At 67.0% G+C, this 19722-nt stretch carries 18 protein-coding genes; 11 read left to right on the top strand and 7 right to left on the bottom strand.

Annotated elements, in window-relative coordinates:
• Positions 1 to 306 precede the first annotated feature (306 nt).
• Complete coding sequence (locus tag GVY64_RS29715; RefSeq protein ID WP_159848630.1) at positions 307 to 1272, top strand: hypothetical protein; 966 nt, start codon at positions 307 to 309, stop codon at positions 1270 to 1272.
• Positions 1273 to 1289: 17 nt separating this feature from the next.
• Complete coding sequence (locus GVY64_RS29710; RefSeq protein ID WP_159848627.1) at positions 1290 to 2171, top strand: PfkB family carbohydrate kinase; 882 nt, start codon at positions 1290 to 1292, stop codon at positions 2169 to 2171.
• Here GVY64_RS29710 and GVY64_RS29705 read toward each other — a convergent pair.
• Positions 2152 to 2826: a nucleoside/nucleotide kinase family protein gene (locus tag GVY64_RS29705; protein ID WP_159848624.1), complete on the bottom strand. Its 675-nt coding sequence runs from the start codon at positions 2824 to 2826 to the stop codon at positions 2152 to 2154. The genes GVY64_RS29710 and GVY64_RS29705 overlap by 20 nt on opposite strands.
• 506 nt (positions 2827 to 3332) lie before the next feature.
• Here GVY64_RS29705 and GVY64_RS29700 point away from each other — a divergent pair.
• The 9 genes from GVY64_RS29700 to ispG all read left to right on the top strand — a co-directional run bounded on the left by GVY64_RS29700 (position 3333) and on the right by ispG (position 14704).
• The gene (locus GVY64_RS29700; protein WP_159848621.1) at positions 3333 to 4103 is read left to right on the top strand and encodes an HD domain-containing protein; all 771 of its coding nucleotides are present in this window, start codon (positions 3333 to 3335) and stop codon (positions 4101 to 4103) included.
• A gap of 67 nt (positions 4104 to 4170) precedes the next feature.
• On the top strand, positions 4171 to 5745 hold the full coding sequence (locus GVY64_RS29695) for a flavin-containing monooxygenase (protein WP_159848618.1): 1575 nt from the start codon (positions 4171 to 4173) through the stop codon (positions 5743 to 5745).
• Positions 5742 to 7073, top strand: a complete 1332-nt coding sequence (locus GVY64_RS29690) for an NAD(P)/FAD-dependent oxidoreductase (RefSeq protein ID WP_159848615.1) — start codon at positions 5742 to 5744, stop codon at positions 7071 to 7073. The genes GVY64_RS29695 and GVY64_RS29690 overlap by 4 nt, the downstream gene beginning before the upstream one ends.
• A gap of 7 nt (positions 7074 to 7080) precedes the next feature.
• Positions 7081 to 8406 (top strand): oxygenase MpaB family protein, encoded by a 1326-nt coding sequence (locus GVY64_RS29685; RefSeq protein WP_159848612.1) that lies wholly within the window; start codon positions 7081 to 7083, stop codon positions 8404 to 8406.
• Between the two features lie 17 nt (positions 8407 to 8423).
• Positions 8424 to 9563, top strand: a complete 1140-nt coding sequence (locus GVY64_RS29680) for a polyprenyl synthetase family protein (RefSeq protein ID WP_159848609.1) — start codon at positions 8424 to 8426, stop codon at positions 9561 to 9563.
• A gap of 23 nt (positions 9564 to 9586) precedes the next feature.
• Positions 9587 to 10702 carry a terpene synthase family protein gene (locus GVY64_RS29675; RefSeq protein WP_159848607.1) on the top strand — a complete coding sequence of 372 codons (1116 nt, stop codon included), beginning with the start codon at positions 9587 to 9589 and terminating at the stop codon, positions 10700 to 10702.
• Positions 10699 to 11667, top strand: coding sequence for a 4-hydroxy-3-methylbut-2-enyl diphosphate reductase (gene ispH / locus GVY64_RS29670; protein WP_159848604.1), 969 nt, complete (start codon positions 10699 to 10701; stop codon positions 11665 to 11667). The genes GVY64_RS29675 and ispH overlap by 4 nt, the downstream gene beginning before the upstream one ends.
• 38 nt (positions 11668 to 11705) lie before the next feature.
• Positions 11706 to 13517 (top strand): 1-deoxy-D-xylulose-5-phosphate synthase, encoded by a 1812-nt coding sequence (locus GVY64_RS29665; protein ID WP_442939646.1) that lies wholly within the window; start codon positions 11706 to 11708, stop codon positions 13515 to 13517.
• A complete protein-coding gene (ispG, locus tag GVY64_RS29660) occupies positions 13514 to 14704 on the top strand; it encodes a flavodoxin-dependent (E)-4-hydroxy-3-methylbut-2-enyl-diphosphate synthase (protein WP_159848598.1) in 1191 nt (396 codons plus the stop codon). The genes GVY64_RS29665 and ispG overlap by 4 nt, the downstream gene beginning before the upstream one ends.
• 51 nt (positions 14705 to 14755) lie before the next feature.
• Here the strand turns inward: ispG and GVY64_RS29655 are convergent, their stop codons facing one another.
• From GVY64_RS29655 to GVY64_RS29635, 6 genes are all read right to left on the bottom strand, one after another.
• Positions 14756 to 14950, bottom strand: coding sequence for a DUF6374 family protein (locus GVY64_RS29655; protein ID WP_159848595.1), 195 nt, complete (start codon positions 14948 to 14950; stop codon positions 14756 to 14758).
• A 400-nt stretch (positions 14951 to 15350) separates the two neighbouring features.
• Positions 15351 to 15929, bottom strand: coding sequence for a DUF4189 domain-containing protein (locus GVY64_RS29650; RefSeq protein WP_159848592.1), 579 nt, complete (start codon positions 15927 to 15929; stop codon positions 15351 to 15353).
• 327 nt (positions 15930 to 16256) lie between these two features.
• On the bottom strand, positions 16257 to 16796 hold the full coding sequence (locus tag GVY64_RS38930; protein WP_328821021.1) for a DUF6545 domain-containing protein: 540 nt from the start codon (positions 16794 to 16796) through the stop codon (positions 16257 to 16259).
• Entirely contained in the window at positions 16796 to 17443 is a 648-nt protein-coding gene (locus GVY64_RS29645) for a hypothetical protein (protein ID WP_159848589.1), read from the bottom strand. Before GVY64_RS29645 ends, GVY64_RS38930 begins: the two co-directional genes overlap by 1 nt.
• Before the next feature lie 64 nt (positions 17444 to 17507).
• A complete protein-coding gene (locus tag GVY64_RS29640) occupies positions 17508 to 17792 on the bottom strand; it encodes a hypothetical protein (RefSeq protein ID WP_159848586.1) in 285 nt (94 codons plus the stop codon).
• 272 nt (positions 17793 to 18064) lie between these two features.
• A complete protein-coding gene (locus GVY64_RS29635) occupies positions 18065 to 19693 on the bottom strand; it encodes an FAD-dependent monooxygenase (protein ID WP_159848583.1) in 1629 nt (542 codons plus the stop codon).
• Positions 19694 to 19722 lie beyond the last annotated feature (29 nt).

Below are 19722 nucleotides of genomic sequence, written 5' to 3'. Positions count from 1 at the left end.
GGTGAGGACATGCAAGTGTTCAAGGTCTTTCTCCTCTCCCGCCGCGCAGCTCCGCAGGGTCGGCCGGATAGGAGCCTGCGGAATGGGCTGCGGCAGACGACGTCTTCGATGCCCCGCCGCATTCGAAGGCGCTGCCCGATGCGACGTACGAGAAGTGTTGTCATGCAACAGGTCTAATCGCATCGCCATAGCGGTCCGATCTGGTCCAGTTCGGTCCGATTTCGTCCACTGGACCGATAGGATCGGTCGCTAGCTCGCTAGCTCGACACCTGGAAATGGGGGAAGTGGTTGGGGACCGTTCTGAAGATGCTGCTGCACGAACGGCATCTGACAAGTCACCCGGACTTCTGCGCTGAATATCGAAAGTGCGCTGCACAGCTCGACACCGCGGCGCGGAGCGAAGCGCCATCGAAAGCGCAGTTCTACAACTGGATGTCCGGGGACATGAAGGGTCTACCGCAGAACACTCATCGCCGGGTCTTGGCACAGATGTTCCCCGGCTGGTCGGTGAACACTCTGTTCTCGATGGCCGACTCGACGGCCTCAACTGATGCGCCCGCAGAGAACACCGCCGACGGCGGGATCACAGCGTTCCTGGGAATGGAAATGGTCGAGGTCGGCGCCACGTTGGTCGTGCCCACCTTCGAACTGGCCACCCGCTCGGTCGAAGTTCTCGAAGCGGCGGGCATCCCCAGACAGCACATCTTCAGCAAGCAGGCGAGCGTGTTCAACGCTGCCCACCGCATCGACGTCCCCACCGCGCTGGCAGAAAACGATGTGCGCGGGATGCTGTATGTCATGTCCATGTTGCAGCGTCACGACGCGATCGCCGTGGAAATACAAAGTGACCGTGAGGTCGTGCTGGCCTGCGACCGGCCCTACATCAGCTTCGGACTTTCCAGCAACGACTGCACCCACATGTACCTGCAAAGCACCGACAAACCCCTGTTCGCCATCCAGGACAACCCGCCGTCCAGCGGACCGTATCTCGAACACCTCGAACTTGCCGACGGTCATCACTACCGCTCCGACGACAGCCGCAACATCGGCATCATCGCCCGGATCCGCCCAGACCCGGGACTGCATCCGCATCGCTTCTGGTTCTTCTGCGCTGGCCTCGGCGCCCGCGGCACGACCGGGGCCAGCTGGTATCTGGCCAAACACTGGCGAGCTTTGCAGGAACGCGCGACTGATCGAGAATTCGTGGCCGTCATCAGCGTGCGCACATTCTCCGACCAGACCGCCACCCTCGAACACCTGCTGACCAACTGACCCCAAGGAGACAACCGGTGACCGCAGCACTGTTCGTGGGACTGGCCACCCTCGACATCGCCTACACCGTTGACCACTACCCCGGCGAGGACACCAAAGTCCAGGCCCGGGACCAATTCCTCGGCGCTGGCGGGCCCGCCACAAACGCAGCGGTCGCCTGCGCGATCGTGTCCGGCCAGCCCACGACACTGATTACCGCGCTCGGCCGCCACCAGCTCGCCGATCTGGTGCGCCACGATCTGACCAGCCACCACGTCACCGTCATCGACGCGACACCCGAGCGGACCGACAAGCCGCCGGTGTCCTCTATCGTGGTCGCGCTCGACGCGCAATCCCGCACGATAGTGGGCCTCGACGCAGCGCAGATCCTGGCCGCGTTCACCGCCGAACTCGCCGGATACGTCGACCGGGCCTCGATCGTGCTCATCGACGGTCACCACCCGGAGCTCGCGGCCGGAATCGCCCGTCGCGCAAGCGAAGTAGGGATTCCGGTCGTACTCGATGCAGGCCGCTGGAAGCCGATCCACGACCAGCTGCTACCACTGGTCGACGTCGCGATCTGCTCCTCGGCATTCACACCGCCTGGATTCGACGGCGACAGCCACGCGATGCTGGACTACCTGCGAGCGGCCGGGCCCAAGTATGCAGCCGTCACGCGAGGGTCGGCCTCCATCCTCTACACCCTAGAAGGTCGATCCGGATCGATCGACATCGCGCCGGTCGCCCGCGCGGACACGCTCGGCGCCGGTGACATCCTCCACGGTGCGTTCTGCGCCTACTACGGGTCCAACCGCGACTTCGTCGACGCCCTGACGCGCGCAGCGGCCGTGGCCACACTGTCGTGCCGCTCATTCGGCACGCGCAGCTGGGCCAGCGACCTCAGCGAACTCGACAGATGAGGTAGTTCCCCGCAGTTTCGCGCAGCACCATGTCTGCGCGGTCGCGAGTGCCCGCAATCAGGCGCGCGTTGGGCATATCACTGTCGACGATTTTCATCCGCGCCTGCTCGGAGGTCTTGCCTCCCAAAAGGTGTCGATCGGTGAGGCGGCGCTCGATGACGCCTTCCTCGGCGTCGAGATACCACACCTCGTCCAAGTGGCTGCGTACCTCTGACCACCCAGGCTGATCAAGCAACAGATAATTACCCTCGACCACAGCGACACGCTGCTGGGCGAAGGTAATCGCATCGGGCACAGGATCGTGCAGGCCGCGGTCATAGATCGGCCAAGACACACGCTCCCCGAGCGGCGCCTCCCGCAGCTGCTTCAACCGAGCGACGAACCCCGCCACATCGAAAGTGTCAGGTTGGCCCTTACGGTGACGCGCCCCGACGGCATCCAGCTCCGCCGAAGTCTTGTGGAAACCGTCCATCGGCGCAATCTCCGCCGGGATCGCCTGTGCCGCGGTCATCGCTGCGGCAAGATTCTGCGCGAGCGTCGACTTCCCCGCCGCTGGCGGCCCGGCGATGCCCAGCACGTACCGACGCTCCACGCAGACCCGGGCGGATACCCACGCCGCGAGGTCATCGACAGGGACTTCGCGGCCTGAACGCATCGGCAATCCTCTGCAGGTGAGATGAACTGGACAGCTCAACGTACCAACGTATTGCATGGATGGTCGCCCGCCAAGGACATGGAATTTCCGGCGAATCGTGGCTGATAACGACAGGCTCTGGACTCGCATCTGAAGGTGGGTGCCTTCGTTTTTCAACGTTCTCCACGCCTCGGCTCCACTCACCCAAGTCCGCGATAGCTGGAGCGGAATAGCCCAGCAGGCGCACGTGTGCGGCGCCGCCGCGCACCGGGGGAAGTGCTGTCGGCGACGCCGCATCATGTCGCAGCCCAGGGCTGGGGGGTTGCCCAAGGCTGCATTTCGGCCAGTAAGGGGATAGCTGGCCCAGTGCCAGGCTATCACCGGACTCCGTCGATATGTAGTAAATTATCTGTCTGATTCCTTTGACATTCCTCTATTTTTCCCTTTAGATACCTCCACGGGGGTTCGGAGTGTCGCCTGATCGAGTGCGGCACCTGGTCGTAGGAGGGCCGTCGCCATGCGAACACATGCGGTTGCTGGAGATCGATGAGATGGGCGTGCTCGACGAACTGGATTGGAATTGGGCGTCGGCAACCGGTGGGGTGCTTTCCCGCCGTCAGGCGATGCGACTAGCGGCGCTGTTGGTGGCCGTCCTGCCCACGCTGCTCGACAGCAAGGTCCGCACTTTGCTCGGCAGTCACGGCACAGCCCGCCTCGATGATCTCGGATTCCCCGATACTCCGCTGGCCCGCGACGCCGAACGCCGCGCCCGCGAAACCCTCAGCCCCGCAATGTATGAGCACAGCTGGAGGACTTACTACTTCGGCAGGGCTCTCGCCCGCTACGACCGTGCGGCCGCCGTCGACGACGAACTCGCTTTCGTGGCCGCGATGCTGCACGACATCGCACTGGAAAACCCCGTTCCGGGAAGGTGTTTCGCCGTTCGAGGTGCGGAATACGCGGCGATGGCCCTCACCGAAATGGGTGAGGCGCCTGAGCGGGTGCAGGCCGTCCGCGACGGCATCGCCCAGCACATCACCCTTGGCGTATCGGACCTGTCCACGATCGCCGGATTGCTCTCCACGGGTGCTGGGCTGGACCTTTTCGGGTTGCGTGCCCCTGACATGGACCAGCAATGGCTTGCCACTGTGCTGGCCGAACACCCGCGCCTGGCCTTCAAGGCGGCGGTCATCCAGGCCGCCCGTGCCGAAGTCGCGGCCGTGCCCGACGGGCGCTTGGCGCTGATCTACCGCACCGGTTGGGAGCAGCTGGTGCTCACCGCTCCGTGGGCCGAATAGCCCTCCGCCCTCTCGCGCTGGCCCGCAAAGCCGGTGCCCGCAGCACACCACACAGAAAGACCAGCGTATGACCACCGACATCGCTGACTCGGCGTCCGCCCACACATCACCACCACGTCCTGCCGAGACACCGCCCGAGACGCAGGTGATCGTGGTGGGCGCGGGATTCGGCGGCCTGGGAGTCGCACAGCAACTGAAGCAGGCCGGGCTGGACTTCCTGGTTCTTGAGGAGAACCCCCAGGTCGGCGGTGTGTGGTGGGACAACCACTACCCGGGAGCCAACTGCGACGTCCCAAGCCACCTCTACTCCTACGACTTCGACCCCTGGCGCGACCCGGCAATCCGATACCCCGACCAGCAGGCGATTCTGGATTACCTGCGTGGAATCGCCGACCGGCATGGTCTGCGCCCGCACCTGCGTCTGAACACCGCCGTCGCGGCCGCAACCTACTGCGACGACGACGGACGATGGACGATCACCACCCGCCGCGGCGACACCTACCGCGCCGATCACATCGTCTGGGCGGTCGGGCAACTCCACCGGCCATACATCCCAGACATTGCTGGCCGAGCCGAGTTCGGCGGTACAGCGTTCCATTCCGCCCGGTGGGATCACAGCGTCGATTGGGCCGGGCGGGACGTGGCGGTGATCGGCACCGGCTCGAGCGGCGCGCAGATTGTGTCGCAACTGGCGCGCACCGCCGCGCGGGTGACGGTGTACCAGCGCACGCCGGCGTGGATCCTACCCAAGCCCGACCAGCGGTTCGGTCCGGTCACCCGATGGATCCTCGGGCATGTGCCCGGGGCGCACCAGCTGTATCGGGCGGGTCTGTACCACGGGGCCGATCTCGTGCTCGCGCCGATCATGCGTGGTGGATGGTCGGCGCGGCCTGCCGCGTGGATCGCTCGTGCTCATCTGCGTCGCCAGGTCCCTGATCCGGTACTGCGGTCGAAGCTCGCCCCGCGGTATCGGATCGGTGAGAAAGGAATTCTGCTGGACAACGGGTTCTATCCGGCGCTGATGCAGCCTCATGTCGAGCTGGTCACCGACCCGATAGAGCGGTTCACCGCCGATGGCATCCGCACGGTGGATGGCACTGACCGACATGCCGATGTCGTTGTGTTCGCCACTGGGTTCCGGGCACCGGAGTTGTTGGGCGGGATCGAGATCCGGGGACGTGGTGGTGTGAACCTGCACGACCGGTGGGCTCGTGCCGGGCGTCCGGACGCGTTACTCGGGCTGGCCGTGCCCGGATTCCCGAACATGTACATGATCGCCGGACCGAACTCGTTCACTCCGGCGAACAGCAACCCGGCGATCAAAGCACTCCAAACCGACTACATCGTGCGCTGTCTGGAGCTCAGCGCCCGGCTCGGCGCCCCGATCGAGGTCACCTCAGCGGCGATGGCGGAGTTCGCGGGCTGGCTCGACGGCGCGATAGCCGACACCGTGTGGCCCGCCGCCGGTGTGCCCACGTGGTTCAAACGCATCGACGGTGAGGTCACCAATCCGTGGCCGGGAACGGTCGCGCAGTTCGGCCGGATGGTGCGCCGGGATCCGGCGACGGCCTTCGTGGCGGTGCCCCCGCCGCACCGGACACTGCTGACCCAGTCTGCACGCGAAGGGAAGCAGTCGGCATGAGCACCATTCGCGCGCGGTGCACAACGGCAGTCGTCGCCGGTGGAGGCCTGGCCGGGCTGCTGGCGGCGTGGGTGTTACGTGACGCCGCCGACGAGGTCGTGGTGATCGAAAGCGATCGGTACCCGCTCACACCCGGGTTCCGGCCGGGGACACCGCAATCCAATCATGCTCATCTGCTGCTGGAGGCCGGCCATCGAGCGCTGGAGGAAATGCTGCCCGGCATCGTGGCCGACCTGCTCAGCGCTGGCGCTGTGCGTGTTGTCATGGGCAGGGATCTGCGGTGGCTGAGCTCGGCGGGGTGGATGGCACCGCACCACAGCCCGGTCGCGTTTCTTTCATTGACCCGTAGCCTGCTCGACCACCGGGTGCGAGCGCGGGTACTCGGCGATAGCAAGGTGCAGGTGATCGAGGGCACCAAAGTCATCGGACTGCTCGGCGACAACCACGCGGTGACCGGCGTGCGGATCCGCCAGCGCGGACAGACCGTCACCGAAGACCTCCCCGCGCAGCTGGTCATTGATGCCACAGGACGCAACAGTGCAGCCGCCACCTGGCTCGCGCAGCTGGGGTGCGCGCCGCTGCCGGAGATACGAGTCGATGCCGGATGCGCCTACAGCAGCCGGTTGATCGAGCTCCCCTCTGATGTCACCGCAACCCTCGGCGGCCGTGCCCTGTACTTGCAGACCTCTGCTGGCCAGCCGTGGACGGGGTCGCTGCTACCGGTCGAGCAGAACCGCTACATCGTGAGTCTGGGCGGGATGCACAGCGGTCGACCGCGCCAGGGCGAGGCCGGATTCGAAGAGCTGCTGGGCCGACTTCGTGACCCGATCTTGTGTGATGTCGTGAGCCAGGCCGAGTCCGCCAGCAGAGTGGAGTGGTTTCCGGCCGGTCCGAGTGTGCGGCGAGACATCCGGAAACTTCCGGCCGGGCTTGTCCTGCTCGGCGACCGGGCGGAGGTGGTCAATCCGGTCTATGGCCAGGGCATGACCTTGGCCATATTGGGTGCGCAAGCGCTCGGCGCGGCGGTCGAGCGGCACGGCGGCATCGGTCACGAGACCGCGCGCGCGGCCTGCCGCGCCGTGCTTGCGGGCGGGCGGGACGCGTGGATGATGTCTACCGCCGAGGACGCGCGACTGCCGGAGACCATCGGCGCACCCCACGGGCCGCTGATCCGTACCCAGCACATTTTCATGTCCCGGGTGCTGCACCGCGCGACCCGCGATGCCCACACCGCGGCCACTTTCGCGCAGGTGATGTCGCTGACCGCCCCACCCGCGGCGCTGTTCCAGCCGAGAATCGCTGGCCCGGCCCTGCTCGGTGTCGAGTGAGGACGAGGTGAGGGCAACGGCACACCAGGAGAAAGTGTTCCCACGCAGCCTCCTACCGCCCGAGGCCCGGACGACCGCCGTCACCGCCGACCAACGTGTCGCCTACGCACGGCGATTCACCGCACTGGGTGATCCGCCCGCCGACGCGGTGGTCGAGATGTTCCGCCGGTACCCGCCCGGCGAGGGCCGGGCGATGTTCGAGCAGGCGCTGACCCGAGGCATCGACACCCTCGCCGACCCGCCGCCGGAGCTGAGGGCGTTCTTCCACGGAGCCGAAACTCCGTACTGGGCTGATTCCGCACAGCTCGACCTCGCGGCTCGGGTGATCGGACGCACCGGCGCGGTCGGGCTCGCCGCGCTGAGCATGGGGGCTTTGCTGGGCGGGTATCTCGCGCATCGCGTCACCAAACCCCTGGTCATCACCGGCGATCTGGAGAGGATGGCGGCCCGCCGAACGGCGGAGACAACCTACTGGTTTGTTCAGGTGACGCGACCGGGCGGACTGACGCCGTTCGCACCCGGGTGGACGGCCACACTGCGGGTGCGATTGATGCATGCCCTGGTGCGTGCAGGCATGTCGCGGCGACCGGACTGGGATTGGGAGGCGTGGGATCACCCCCTCAACCAGTCCCAGATGGCGGGCACGAACGCGCTATTCGCCGTCGCCATCCTGTCGGGGTCCGAAGCCCTCGGTCTGCGCTTCACCGCCCGGGAGAAAGCCGCTGTCTACCACTACTGGCGAGTGGTCGGCCACCTGATGGGTGTGGATCCAGAGATACTGCCGACCGACGAGCGTGATGCGGCGCGGCTGATGTCTGTGCAGGCTGTCTACGAGTTCGATGCTCCAGACTCAGACAGCCAACGTCTGGCGCGTGCGTTGCTGGAAGCGATCGGGCCGTTGACCGTCGGAGACGACGATGATCTGCCGCACCGCCTCGGCCGTGCCGCAGCCACCGCCATCCTGTGCGCTTACGCTCGCCGGATCCTGGGCGGCGAGAACGGCGACTTTCTCGGCCTCCCCGACAACCACCTGATGCAACGCATCCTGGGCGGCGTCGCCACCGTCGTTGGGGGTGCGGAGGTCTTGCGGTGCGTTCTGCCGGGCGCGACCCGCCTCAGCGAGATGTGCGGGCGCCGCAGCTGGGTCGCCGCCGCCCAGCGAATGATGCGACAGCACAACGGTGATTCGCGCTACCGCCGCCACGATCACCTCGCCGGACAACCGGCTGCGACCACCTCGGTGCGGCATGCGGCGATCGAGCGCGCACAGCGCACGACCTCAGTGCCGCAGTCGCTTCCGCGCACAGCAACGACCGCTCGGCCGAGCTCATGACGACCACGGAAGATCCCATGCCTCAGCACACCGCAACCCCGCACCTGCCTCTGGCGACGGCCGCATCATCGACCGGCCGGGCCCTCACCCGATCGGTCGATGATCCGATCGCCCGCACGCCCGAAGGTCCGGGCAGGTCGTCACCGGTGGGCGGTGACCTGCTCGGTGAGGCGAGGACGGTGGTCGCTCCGGCTCTGCGTGCCGCGATCGGCGCGCTGCCGGCCGGGATCGGTCGGGTTGTGTCCTATCACTTCGGCTGGGCGGAACTGGACGGCAGTACCCGCGACGGCGAGGGCTCCTGGGGCAAGGGGGTGCGCTCGGCATTGGTGCTGGCGTGCGCGGACGCAGTCGGTGGCCTGCGGGCCGCCGCGGTGCCCGCCGCGGTCGCGGTGGAGCTGATGCACAACGCCAGCCTGATCCACGATGATCTCATCGACGGCGACGCCTTGCGGCGGCACCGGCCCTCGGTGTGGACCGCCTACTCTGCCTCCACCGCCATCCTCGCCGGTGACGCCCTGCTGGTCGCCGCCATCCGGGCCCTGCTCAGTTGTGCACCACACGCGGTTGCGACCGTCGACAGGTTGACCGCCGACGGCCTGCAACTGATCGAGGGCGAGCTAGTGGACACGTCGTTCGAAACCCGTCGCGACGTCGCGTTGGCCGAATGTCTGACGATGATGGACGACAAGACCGCGGCCCTGCTGCAATGTGCCTGCGCGCTGGGCGCCCGGCTCGGCGGCGCCACCGAGGAGCGCATCCACGCACTCGGACGGTTCGGGCGACATCTCGGACTGGCGTTCCAGGCACGCGACGACCTACTGGGCATTTCGGGATCGCGTGAGGTTACCGGCAAGCCTGCGCAGGCCGACCTGCGTCGGCGCAAGCAGAGCCTTCCCGTGGTGGTCGCGCTGAACAGCGGCAGCCCGCAAGCCGTTGAACTCGCCGCCATCTACGCCGCAGCTGCGCCGCTCACCGACGAGCAGGTTGCCCGAGCCGCCGAACTGATCGAGGCGAGCGGCGCCCTGGACTGGGTGCACGACTACGCGAACAAGCAGATCGCCTGCGCACTCGACCATCTGGAACGAGCCGATCCCACCGCTCATGGCCGCGCCCAGCTCACCGCACTCGCGCGCCTGGTCGTCGACCGCACCGCCTGACACCCCGACGTTCGGAGGAACCCATGACCGCAACCCAGCCCTTCGACGTGGCCACGCCCCGACCACCAGTGGCTGAACCGCAAGTCGCGGTGTACTGTCCCTTCCCCCTGCGATCGCATCCGTGCGACATCCGAGCCATCGACGACCACGCAGTGGTGTGGTGCCTGGATCAGGGCCTCTGTGAACCTGCCAGCATCGCGACGCGGATGGGCTGCGCCGCCGGGATCGCCCCCGCGCTGCCGCACGCGCCCGACTCCACCATCCTTGCCGCGACGAAGTGGTTCCTTTTCGGGTCGCTGCTGGATGACCATTGGGATGCCCACCCTCACCTCGAGCAGATCGTCGCGCACGCCGACGTGCTCCAATCGGTGATGACCGACAGCCCGGACGTGCCGCTGCCGCCCGGTGATCGGTGGGCGGCGGCGCTGCGTGATCTGCGCGGCCAGCTCGAAAACGTGCTGACCGACACCGAAATCCTCTGGTTCCGCACGGAATTCGCGACATGGCTGATCGGGCAGGAGCGCTACACAGCGTTGCAACGACGACCGACACCGCCGAGCCTGCGCACGTACCTGAGGACTCGCTGGGCAAAATGCGGTGTCGGCACCCTGCTGCCGTTCACCCCGGCGACCATGGGCTGCCCACTGTCGCCCCGCGCGATCGACGACCCGCCGGTGCACGCGTTCGTCAAAGCGACGATGACGGCCACCATTCTGCTGAACGACCTGTACAGCATCGTCAAAGAGCGGAACGCCGGGACCGCCACCACGAATCTGATCACCGTCCTCACCCACCACAACGACCTCGAGCCCGCGGCCGCGGTGACAGAAACGTGGCGGCTCTACGAACGGACGGTGGCGCTGGCCTGGCATCTGCAGCAGCAGCTGCGCACCGACCCCCGTCCAGCCGTCGCGCGACTGGCCATCGACCTGCCCAACTGGATCCCCGCGGGCATCCACTGGGCCTCCTCCACCCCCCGCTACCACCACCACGCCACCAGCACGCCCACGAGTTCGCCTCCGGCGCAGGTGATTCTCTCCGCGACCCCGGCCCTGGTCGATCCCGACGACCTGACCCCGCCGCCGTTTCCGGAGATCGCCGGTTGGTGGAAATACGCCACGGCCGGGAGGCGGGGATGAGCACGACCACCACTGTGCTGCTGGCCTCGCCCCGCAGCTACTGCGCGGGCGTCGAGCGGGCAATCGAAACCGTCGAGCGGGCCTTGGCGAATGCGCCCGGTCCGGTGTTCGTCCGCAAGCAGATCGTGCACAACCGGCACGTCGTCGCCGCACTCGCCGCGCGCGGCGCCATCTTCATCGACGAACTCGACGACATTCCCGACCCTGTGCCGGACGCCGCCACTGTGGTGTTCTCCGCGCACGGTGTATCGCCTGCGGTGCACGCCGAAGCTGACCGCCGCGGTCTGAGAGTCGTCGACGCGACGTGCCCGCTGGTCCGCAAGGTCCATCACGAGGCCGAGCGGTTCGCTCGCCGAGGCGATCGTATCGTCCTGATCGGCCATGCCGGGCACGAAGAGGCAGTCGGCACGCTCGGCGTGGCGCCGGACGCGACCGTGCTCGTGGAGACAGCCGAGGACGTGGCATCACTCGAACTCCCCGATGACACCCCGGTGGCGGTGCTGACGCAGACGACGCTCGCAGTGGACGAGACCACCGCGGTGATCGACGCATTGCGCGCTCGCTACCCCGGACTCAAAGAGCCGCCGTCCGAAGACATCTGCTACGCCACCACCAACCGGCAGAACGCCGTGCGCGCAGTCGTGGACGACGCGGACGTGCTGCTGGTCATCGGCTCCCGCAACTCATCCAACTCACAGCGCCTGGTCGAGTTGGCCCGCCGCGCGCGCACCGCGGCCTACCTGATCGACGACGCCACGGACATCGACCAGGCGTGGCTCGAGCACGCCGAGACCATCGGTGTGACCGCGGGCGCCTCCACCCCGCCCGAACTCGTCGGCCAGGTCCTCGACGCGCTGCGCGCCCGCGGACCCGTGCACGTGCTCGAACGCGAAATCACTACCGAATCCATGCGGTTCGCGCCGCCGCGCCAGCTGCCGGGCCCCAAGCCACAGAGGCAGTCATGACCCGCCCGGACGCCGCCCGGCCGGCGAGGACGGCGGGTGTGCTGGCGTCCATCTCCGAACCCAACGACATCACCCGACTCGACGCAGCGCAGCTACGGGTACTGGCCGATGAGGTTCGCGCCCACCTGATCCAGCAGGTCGCTGCCACCGGTGGGCACCTGGGCGCTTCGCTGGGCACGGTGGAGCTCACGATCGCCCTGCACCGGGTGTTCGACTCACCGCGCGACCCGATCATTTTCGACACCGGCCATCAGGCCTACACGCACAAAATCATCACCGGCCGCGCTGGGCAGTTCCACACCCTGCGCCGCAAGGGCGGCCTGTCCGGGTATCCCAGCCGGGCGGAGTCAGCGCACGATTGGCTGGAATCGTCACACGCCTCGGTGAGTATCGCCCACGCGCACGGCCTGGCCCGCGGGTTTCATCTGCGTGGCGATACCGGCCGCCGGGTGGTCGCCGTGATCGGCGACGGCGCACTCACCGGCGGCGTCGCCTGGGAAGGCCTCAATAACCTCGGCGCCGACGCTGCGCCCGTGGTCGTCGTCGTCAACGACAACGCTCGCAGCTACGACGCCACAGTCGGCCAGATCGCGACCCATCTCGCGCAGCTACGCGACGGAACCACCCGAGGCGAAAACCTCTTTCAACTCATGGGATTCGAGTACATAGGGCCCATCGACGGACACGATATCGAGGCCATCACCACCGCACTGACCCGCGCGCGCGAATCGGCGCGGCCGATCGTGGTCCACGCCGTCACCGAGAAAGGCAAAGGGTACGAGCCGGCCGAGAACAACACGGCCGACCGGATGCACGCCTGCGGAGTGATCGACCCGGCCACCGGCCAACCGACCACACCACCGACACCGACATGGACCGATGTGTTCGGCGACGAGCTTGCCACGCTCGCCGACAGCAACCCGGCGATCGTCGCCGCCACGGCCGCGATGCGGCTGCCCACCGGCTTGGGCGCACTATCGGCCACCCACCCGCACCGCGTGATCGATTCCGGGATTGCCGAGCAGCACATGCTGGCGGCCGCCGCGGGCATGGCCAGCAGCGGCCTGCACCCCGTGGTCACGCTGTACTCCACATTCCTGCCGCGCGCGCTCGACCAAGCCCTCTACGACATCGGCCTGCACCAGGCGGCCGTCACCCTCGTCCTCGACCGCGCCGGAATCACCGGCCCCGACGGACCCAGCCATCACGGCCTATGGGACCTGGCGCTGCTCAGCAGCGTCCCCGGGATGCGGATCGCCTGCCCACGCGACCCCGCGTCCTTGCGAGCACTACTACGCGAAGCGATCGGCATCCACGGACCCACTGCCCTGCGCTTCCCGAAAGCCGCAGTCGGACAGAATCTTTCGGCCGAAGCCCGGATGGATGGGCTCGATATCCTCTACCGCAGCCCCCACCTGCCACTTGACGTGCTGATCGTCGCGGTCGGGGCCATGGCCGCGCCGTGCCTGACCGCGGCCGCCGAACTCACCGAACAGGGAACCGGAGTCACCGTCGTCGATCCGCGATGGGTCACACCACTCAACCCAGCGCTGTTCGGACTCGTCGCCCGCCACCGCGCCACCGTGACCGTCGAAGACGGCCTGGTCGACGGCGGCATCGGCGCCCGCCTCGTGCACGCCGTCACCGAGCGCTCTCCCCACTCCCCGGCCGTGATTCGAACCCTCGGCGTCCCCACCGGCTACCTCCCGCACGCCAGCCGCGCCGAGCTGCTGTCCCACTGCGGACTCACCAGCACCGGCATCGCCGCCGACTGCCGCACGCTACTGGCTGCCCCGCCGGGCCCCGCGCCGGCGGCCGCACTGCCCGCCGTCACCTGGAGTGCGCCATGACCACGCATGCACCGGTCTATCTTCCCGCCCCCACCCCACCACCCGCGACGCTGCGGCCACGCCGCAAAACCCGTCAACTTCAGGTCGGCCGCGTCGGGGTGGGCAGCGACCACCCGATCTCGGTGCAGTCCATGACCACGACCAAGACGCACGATGTGAACGCCACCCTGCAGCAGATCGCGGAGTTGACCGCGTCGGGGTGCGACATCGTGCGGGTGGCCTGCCCGCGTCAGGAGGACGCGGACGCGCTGGCCACGATCGCGGCGAAATCCCAGATCCCGGTGATCGCCGACATCCACTTCCAGCCGCGCTACATCTTCGCCGCGATCGAGGCCGGATGCGCCGCGGTGCGGGTCAACCCCGGCAACATCAAGGAGTTCGACGGCCGGGTCAAGGAGGTGGCAAGAGCCGCGGGTGCCGCCGGGATTCCGATCCGCATCGGTGTGAACGCCGGTTCGCTGGACAAGCGGATGCTGGAGAAGTACGGCAAGGCCACGCCGGAGGCGCTGGTGGAGTCGGCGCTGTGGGAGGCGGGCCTGTTCGAGGAGCACGGGTTCGGCGACATCAAGATCTCGGTCAAGCACAACGACCCGGTGGTCATGGTGGAGGCCTACCGTCAGCTGGCCGCGCAGTGCGACTACCCGTTGCACCTCGGCGTTACCGAGGCGGGCCCGGCGTTCCAGGGCACGATCAAGTCGGCGGTGGCGTTCGGCGCGCTGCTGTCGGAGGGTATCGGCGACACGATCCGCGTGTCGCTGTCCGCACCGCCCGCCGAGGAGGTCAAGGTCGGCGGGCAGATCCTGCAATCGCTGAACCTGCGTCCGCGCAAGCTGGAGATCGTGTCGTGCCCGTCCTGCGGGCGCGCCCAGGTCGACGTGTACACGCTGGCCAACGAGGTGACCGCGGGCCTGGAAGGCATGGCGGTGCCGCTGCGGGTGGCCGTGATGGGCTGTGTCGTGAACGGCCCCGGCGAGGCGCGCGAGGCGGACCTGGGTGTGGCCTCCGGCAACGGCAAGGGCCAGATCTTCGTCAAGGGCGAGGTCATCAAGACCGTCCCGGAGGCGCAGATCGTGGAGACGCTCATCGAAGAGGCGATGCGCATCGCCGAGGAGATGGGCGAGGATGCGGGCTGTTCCCCCGCACCTGGCGCACACACCACGCTCGCCCATCTCGAACAGCTCAGCTAGTCGAAACCATCAGATATCCCGGCCGCGCCGGCGTCAGTGCAGCGACAGGGATCACTCCTGCCGCTTGCCCGAGTCCCCTCGCGGCGCGGCGAACCGGGGGTCCTCCAGCGCCGCCGAGAGGTTGGCCGCCATATGTTCCAGCTGATCAGGGGAAATCACCTTGCCGAACGCCGCCGCATCGAGCAGTTGACGCCGCACCGCAGCGATCTGCCTCTCGGCGAAACCGCTGGGCGTTGTCTCCGGCATATCGGGACCATACCCCAAATCGAACACACTTTCGATGCCTGGATCGGCTGATCGCTCGACGTGCCGGGCTTCGCCGTACCTGGGCCCGGCGCCTTCAACGACGCGCCGCCGCGTCCACGCCGTCCCAGCAGCGTATTCGGCGACCGTTCTGCTCCACGCCCACACGCCGGGCCCCCTCCCAAGTCTTAGGCCCAACGCAGCGTCCCGTAGTGCAGTGTGGGCCGACGGGCCGATGCCGATCAGGCGAATGAATCCGATCTGCGCGGCGGTTACAAGAACGCTCGACCGTGGTCAGCGCGCCGCCCAGGGCGCTGGGTCCACCGGTGCAGAAGGGTCCGCCGGTTGGCCGGGGCCATATCTGCGCACAACCAGCCTTGTGTCACCGGCGGACCCGGACGCGTCATTCCACGCTCGGAGTGCATGCGACGTAGCTGATTGCCGCGGGAAGCGGGATGGCGCTTCCGGTAGCGCCGACGGCGTTGGACAACCCCAGCGCGTTCTGAATGGCGATGTCGCGATTCGGCCCCTCGGCCCATTGAAGATCCGCACCGCGCGTAGCAGCTGCCACGCAGGCGTTGGTCCACGTGATCAGGTCACAGACAGCTTCCGCGTTGCCCGACTCCTCGCCGCACCGTGAAGCCGCTGCCTGCCTCGCGACTTCGGCAGTAGGACCATGAGATCCGTAGAAGTACGTCGCACCGAACGGGCCCGGGGACTTCTCCACGGCGATCGCCCCGAATTCGTTCCCCTCGGCATGCGCCGTCCCACCACCTACGAAGGTGAGCGATGCAGCTCCAGCGAGCAGGGCAATGGTGAGCTTTCGAGCCAGAGACATCATCACAGTTCTTTCCTGAGATCCGATACCACGAAGTGGCGGAATCCTTCCGACTCCGCCTCGCAGCCGAAACCAGCGGCGCACGGTGGGCTCGCTGTGATCCGGCTGCGCGTACGAGCGCTCAGAGGCGAAACGCAAGGCCACGCCCGCATCGTCGACATGATGCTGTGCATGTAAGACATTTGTTCCTCCCCGGCGGAGTGTCCGGCCTCGGTCGACCAAGCACTCCAAGCGACCCAAAAGGAAAACTATGTGAATATAATAGGAATGTCAAAGGAGAAATATGCCATCCGGCGGCTTTGTGTGACCGCAACCCACGGCCTAACAGCGCCTTCACGGCCTGCGTGCGATGCCCGATGTGCAGACCTAGGGTGGCGATGTGCTGTCCGGTCGGCCGGGACCGGCGCCCAATCGCAGCGAGCCTCGACTACCCCAGCCATGGAATCCGCCACTCGAAGGAATGGATGACGGTCAGCGAGAGTACCTGTAACGCAGAGGAATCGGCCTCGCCGCTGCGCTGCCCTGGTGGTGGGCGCGGTCAGCCAAATCCTGAGCCTGCTGCCACCATCGCACAAGCGTTTTCACATCCGGCACGCAATAGTGACTCAGTGGCGGATCCCCGGCCCGGTGTGCTCCGCCGATCGTGACCAGCCGCCGAGACGCGGCAGCCAGTTCGACTACCCTTCGCAGCGCGTCCCGATCTTCTTCGGGCACATCGCTGTTGTCCACCAGCCGGTCAACGTCCTCTGGTAGCGGCACCGCCCATCGCCCGACGATGGCAGCCGCGTCCAAAATCTCTACACGGCGGCGGTGAAGCCGTTCGGCGGTCGAGGATCCGCGTCGGTCCCCGGGGCGCAAAGTCAACACGACCCCCGGCGTCGCCGCAGTTAGGTCGTGCCACACCGGGTACAGACGACGGAACGCACGCGAATCCCGATCCAGGCGCAGCAGCTGCACTACCGCTCGCCCTACCGACAGGACTAGCAGCCAATCTGCAAGCCGATTCCACATCAGAGCGCCGACATCCTGTGGGCACGCCGAAGGAGGCGCTGCTTGCGGCCCCCGGTGACGATCATCGTCGCCAGCAGCTCTGCTTCGTATTCGCATTCGTCGTCGTAGGCGCTGATCCCGCGAGCAGTCCGTACAGTCGACTCACTCGAACCGAGGCCACTGCCGCCGTCCAGGCCGACCAGCAACGCCGCCAGCTCACCGGGCGAGGTTCCGCCACCGTGGTCGAGCAGCATATGAGCGACTTCATGAGCGACCACATGCCGCAACATCACCGGATCCGACGTCTTGCGATGGAGAACGACGTCGTCATCCGAACGGGCCAGCCACAGTCCGCACAGCCCTACCGGCATATTTTCTGGCAGTGGCGATCGCACGATCCTCCGCCCGCGCATCTGCTCCACCGAAGTGACGAGGTCGTCGACGGTCCAGCCTTTCCTCAGCTGAAGCCTGTCGACGAGCGATTCGAGTCTTGAACGTCTCGATGACTGACTCTGCAACCGGATGGACGGTACTGGAATCCGGAGGCTATTCCACCTCCCGAGGTGTCTGGCCGATGCCATGGTTGCGAGCGCGGCGAGTACAGGACTAATTGCCGCGACATCCACCGCGACTGTGGCCACCGTCTCCCATCCCGACATCGCGATCACTGCCCTCCTGCACGCCGGTGATGGCCGGGTCTGTGCCGCGGCGCCGATCGACTGCATATGGTGTTCACAACCAAGACCTCGATGGAACCGCCCCCACGGCCGTGGTGCAGGGCCACAACTGCCCTGAAGAGGTCATTGCGACGAAACACTCCCGGCACACCATCTCCAGGCGGTCGCGCCCCGACAGATCGGTCAGACACTGGCGGTCGGACACCACCACCGCGTCTGCCCGACGGTCACGTACCTGCGCCAGTAGATGATCGATCGGATCGGTGACCTCCCCAGTCCCCAGCGGCAAGCGCACCAATGCGGCCATCCACCACCGGTGCCGGTCGGCCATCGCCAGCATCGATGTCTCCTGCGCCTCGACCACCGCACGCGCGAGCTCGCCATTCGAGCAACCATGCCGATCAGTGCGCAACAAACCGATGACGACCGGACGTGCGCGGTGGGTCGCCAGCGCACTCAACGGCAATGGACCCCGCGCCGCACACCCTAGACGGATCGGCTCGCCCACTCGCGAGTCACGGGGACCGTCTTCGGTGGGCCTGCGCCGTCCGTCGGGTTTGTTGGTGACCAGTAGGGCAGTGGAGGAAGGCGCCTGGCGTCGGGTGTCCGAGATCATGTCAGCACCGCCGCCTCGAGCGTGGTGCGCAGCGTCTCCCGGTCGGGCGCGAGGCCCCGCATGCCGATGTATCCGTCGGGCAGTACCAGACACAGCGTGTCCTCACGGGGATGGCCATAGCGTTCGAAGACCCGCATGTCATCTGCTGCCAGACCACACGGCGGAGCAGTCGACCCGGGTGGGGTGATCACAGCGGTTCGCAGCAAATCGCGGAAAGGTGCGGCGGCCGCGGCGGCGTCGGCGCCGACTGTCGAGTGCGGGTCGGATTGCAGCACGAGCAAGGTGGAGCCGGGGTGAGCCAGCAGGTTGTGCACGCTCGTCGCTGAAGTGATGCGCGCGTCGGGTGCCCGGTCCCCCGGGGTGAGACCGCCGAGGATGGGTGTCAACCCCGGCGGCTGCGCGATCAGGCCGCGGTAGTGGTAGGTCAACCCAGCGATCAGAGCGGCCGCCTCACCGTGGAATCCGGGCCGCGCAAGGATCTCGCGACGGGCGTCGATCGAATTCCCGTGCGCCATCATGATCAGATGCAGCAGGTGGCTGGCCTCGCCCACCTGACCGGCGATCGGAAGCCGTTGATCCTGGTAGGTGTCCAGTAGCGCTGCCGAGGCGCGACCGGTGGCCACGGCCGCCAGTTTCCAGCCGAGGTTGAACGCGTCCTGGATGCAGGTGTTCATCCCCATCCCGGCCGCGGGGCTATAGATGTGCGCGGAATCGCCGGCCAGCAGGATCCGGCCGCGGCGATAGCCGCTCGCGGTCCTCCTCCAGATGTCGAACTCGGTGCACCACTTGGGAACGCCGAGGCGCGTATCGGGCAACCAGGACGAGACCACCGGCTGGAATGAATCGCGTGCGGCAATGGGATCGGGTCGGGCTTCAGCCCGAGGCGCGTCGCGCATATCGCTGATCAGAAAGCGGTACCCGCTCGGCAGCGCCGTGGTGAGCAGCATGTGGTTGGGGTCGATCCAGTAGTCGATCCACTTCTTGCTGCCGGGGTAGGGATTCGATACCTCGACGTCCATCATTCGGAATCGCATTCCGGTGTAGTCGGTGCCCTCGAAGCCGAACCCGGCCAGCTCGCGGACGGTGCTGTTCACCCCGTCGCAGCCCACCAGCCAGTCGGGGTGAACCTCCTCCAGACCGCTGCCGCTGCTGTCGGTGTGGTGCAGGACCGCGGTGATCCTGCCGTCACCGTCGGTCGAGAGGTCCACCAGTTCGGTGTTCCACTCGATAACACCGCCGAGCCTGGCGAACTCTTCCCGCAGCACGGCCTCGGTGTCGTTCTGCTCGACGATGAGGATGTGCGGAAACGGAGTCGCGTACCGATCCTCCAGCTCAGTGAAATCCAAGTATTCGACGTCCTCGACGCCACGGAAGTGGAACGCCAAGCCTCTGTGCTTCTTGCCGACAGCGAGAAGATGCTCCATGCACCTTCCGCTTCCACGCGCGTAACCTTCTCCGGTTCGAGGCTGAAGCGTGAACGCGCGGGAGGTTTGGGCGGGGCCGGGCCTCTTGTCGAACAGGCGGCATGGCACCCCGCGAGACGCCAGTTCGTTCGCGAGGGTCAATCCGGTGGGGCCAGCGCCCGCGATGTAAACCACATCAGGCGAAGTAAGGGATTGAGACATGGAAATTCCTTCGTGCCATGCCGGACTAC

The organism is Nocardia sp. CY41 (assembly GCF_009829325.1).
Taxonomy (GTDB): domain Bacteria; phylum Actinomycetota; class Actinomycetes; order Mycobacteriales; family Mycobacteriaceae; genus Nocardia.
Note: the sequence above shows the minus strand (reverse complement) of the source record. Positions and strands in the feature narration are given on the sequence as shown.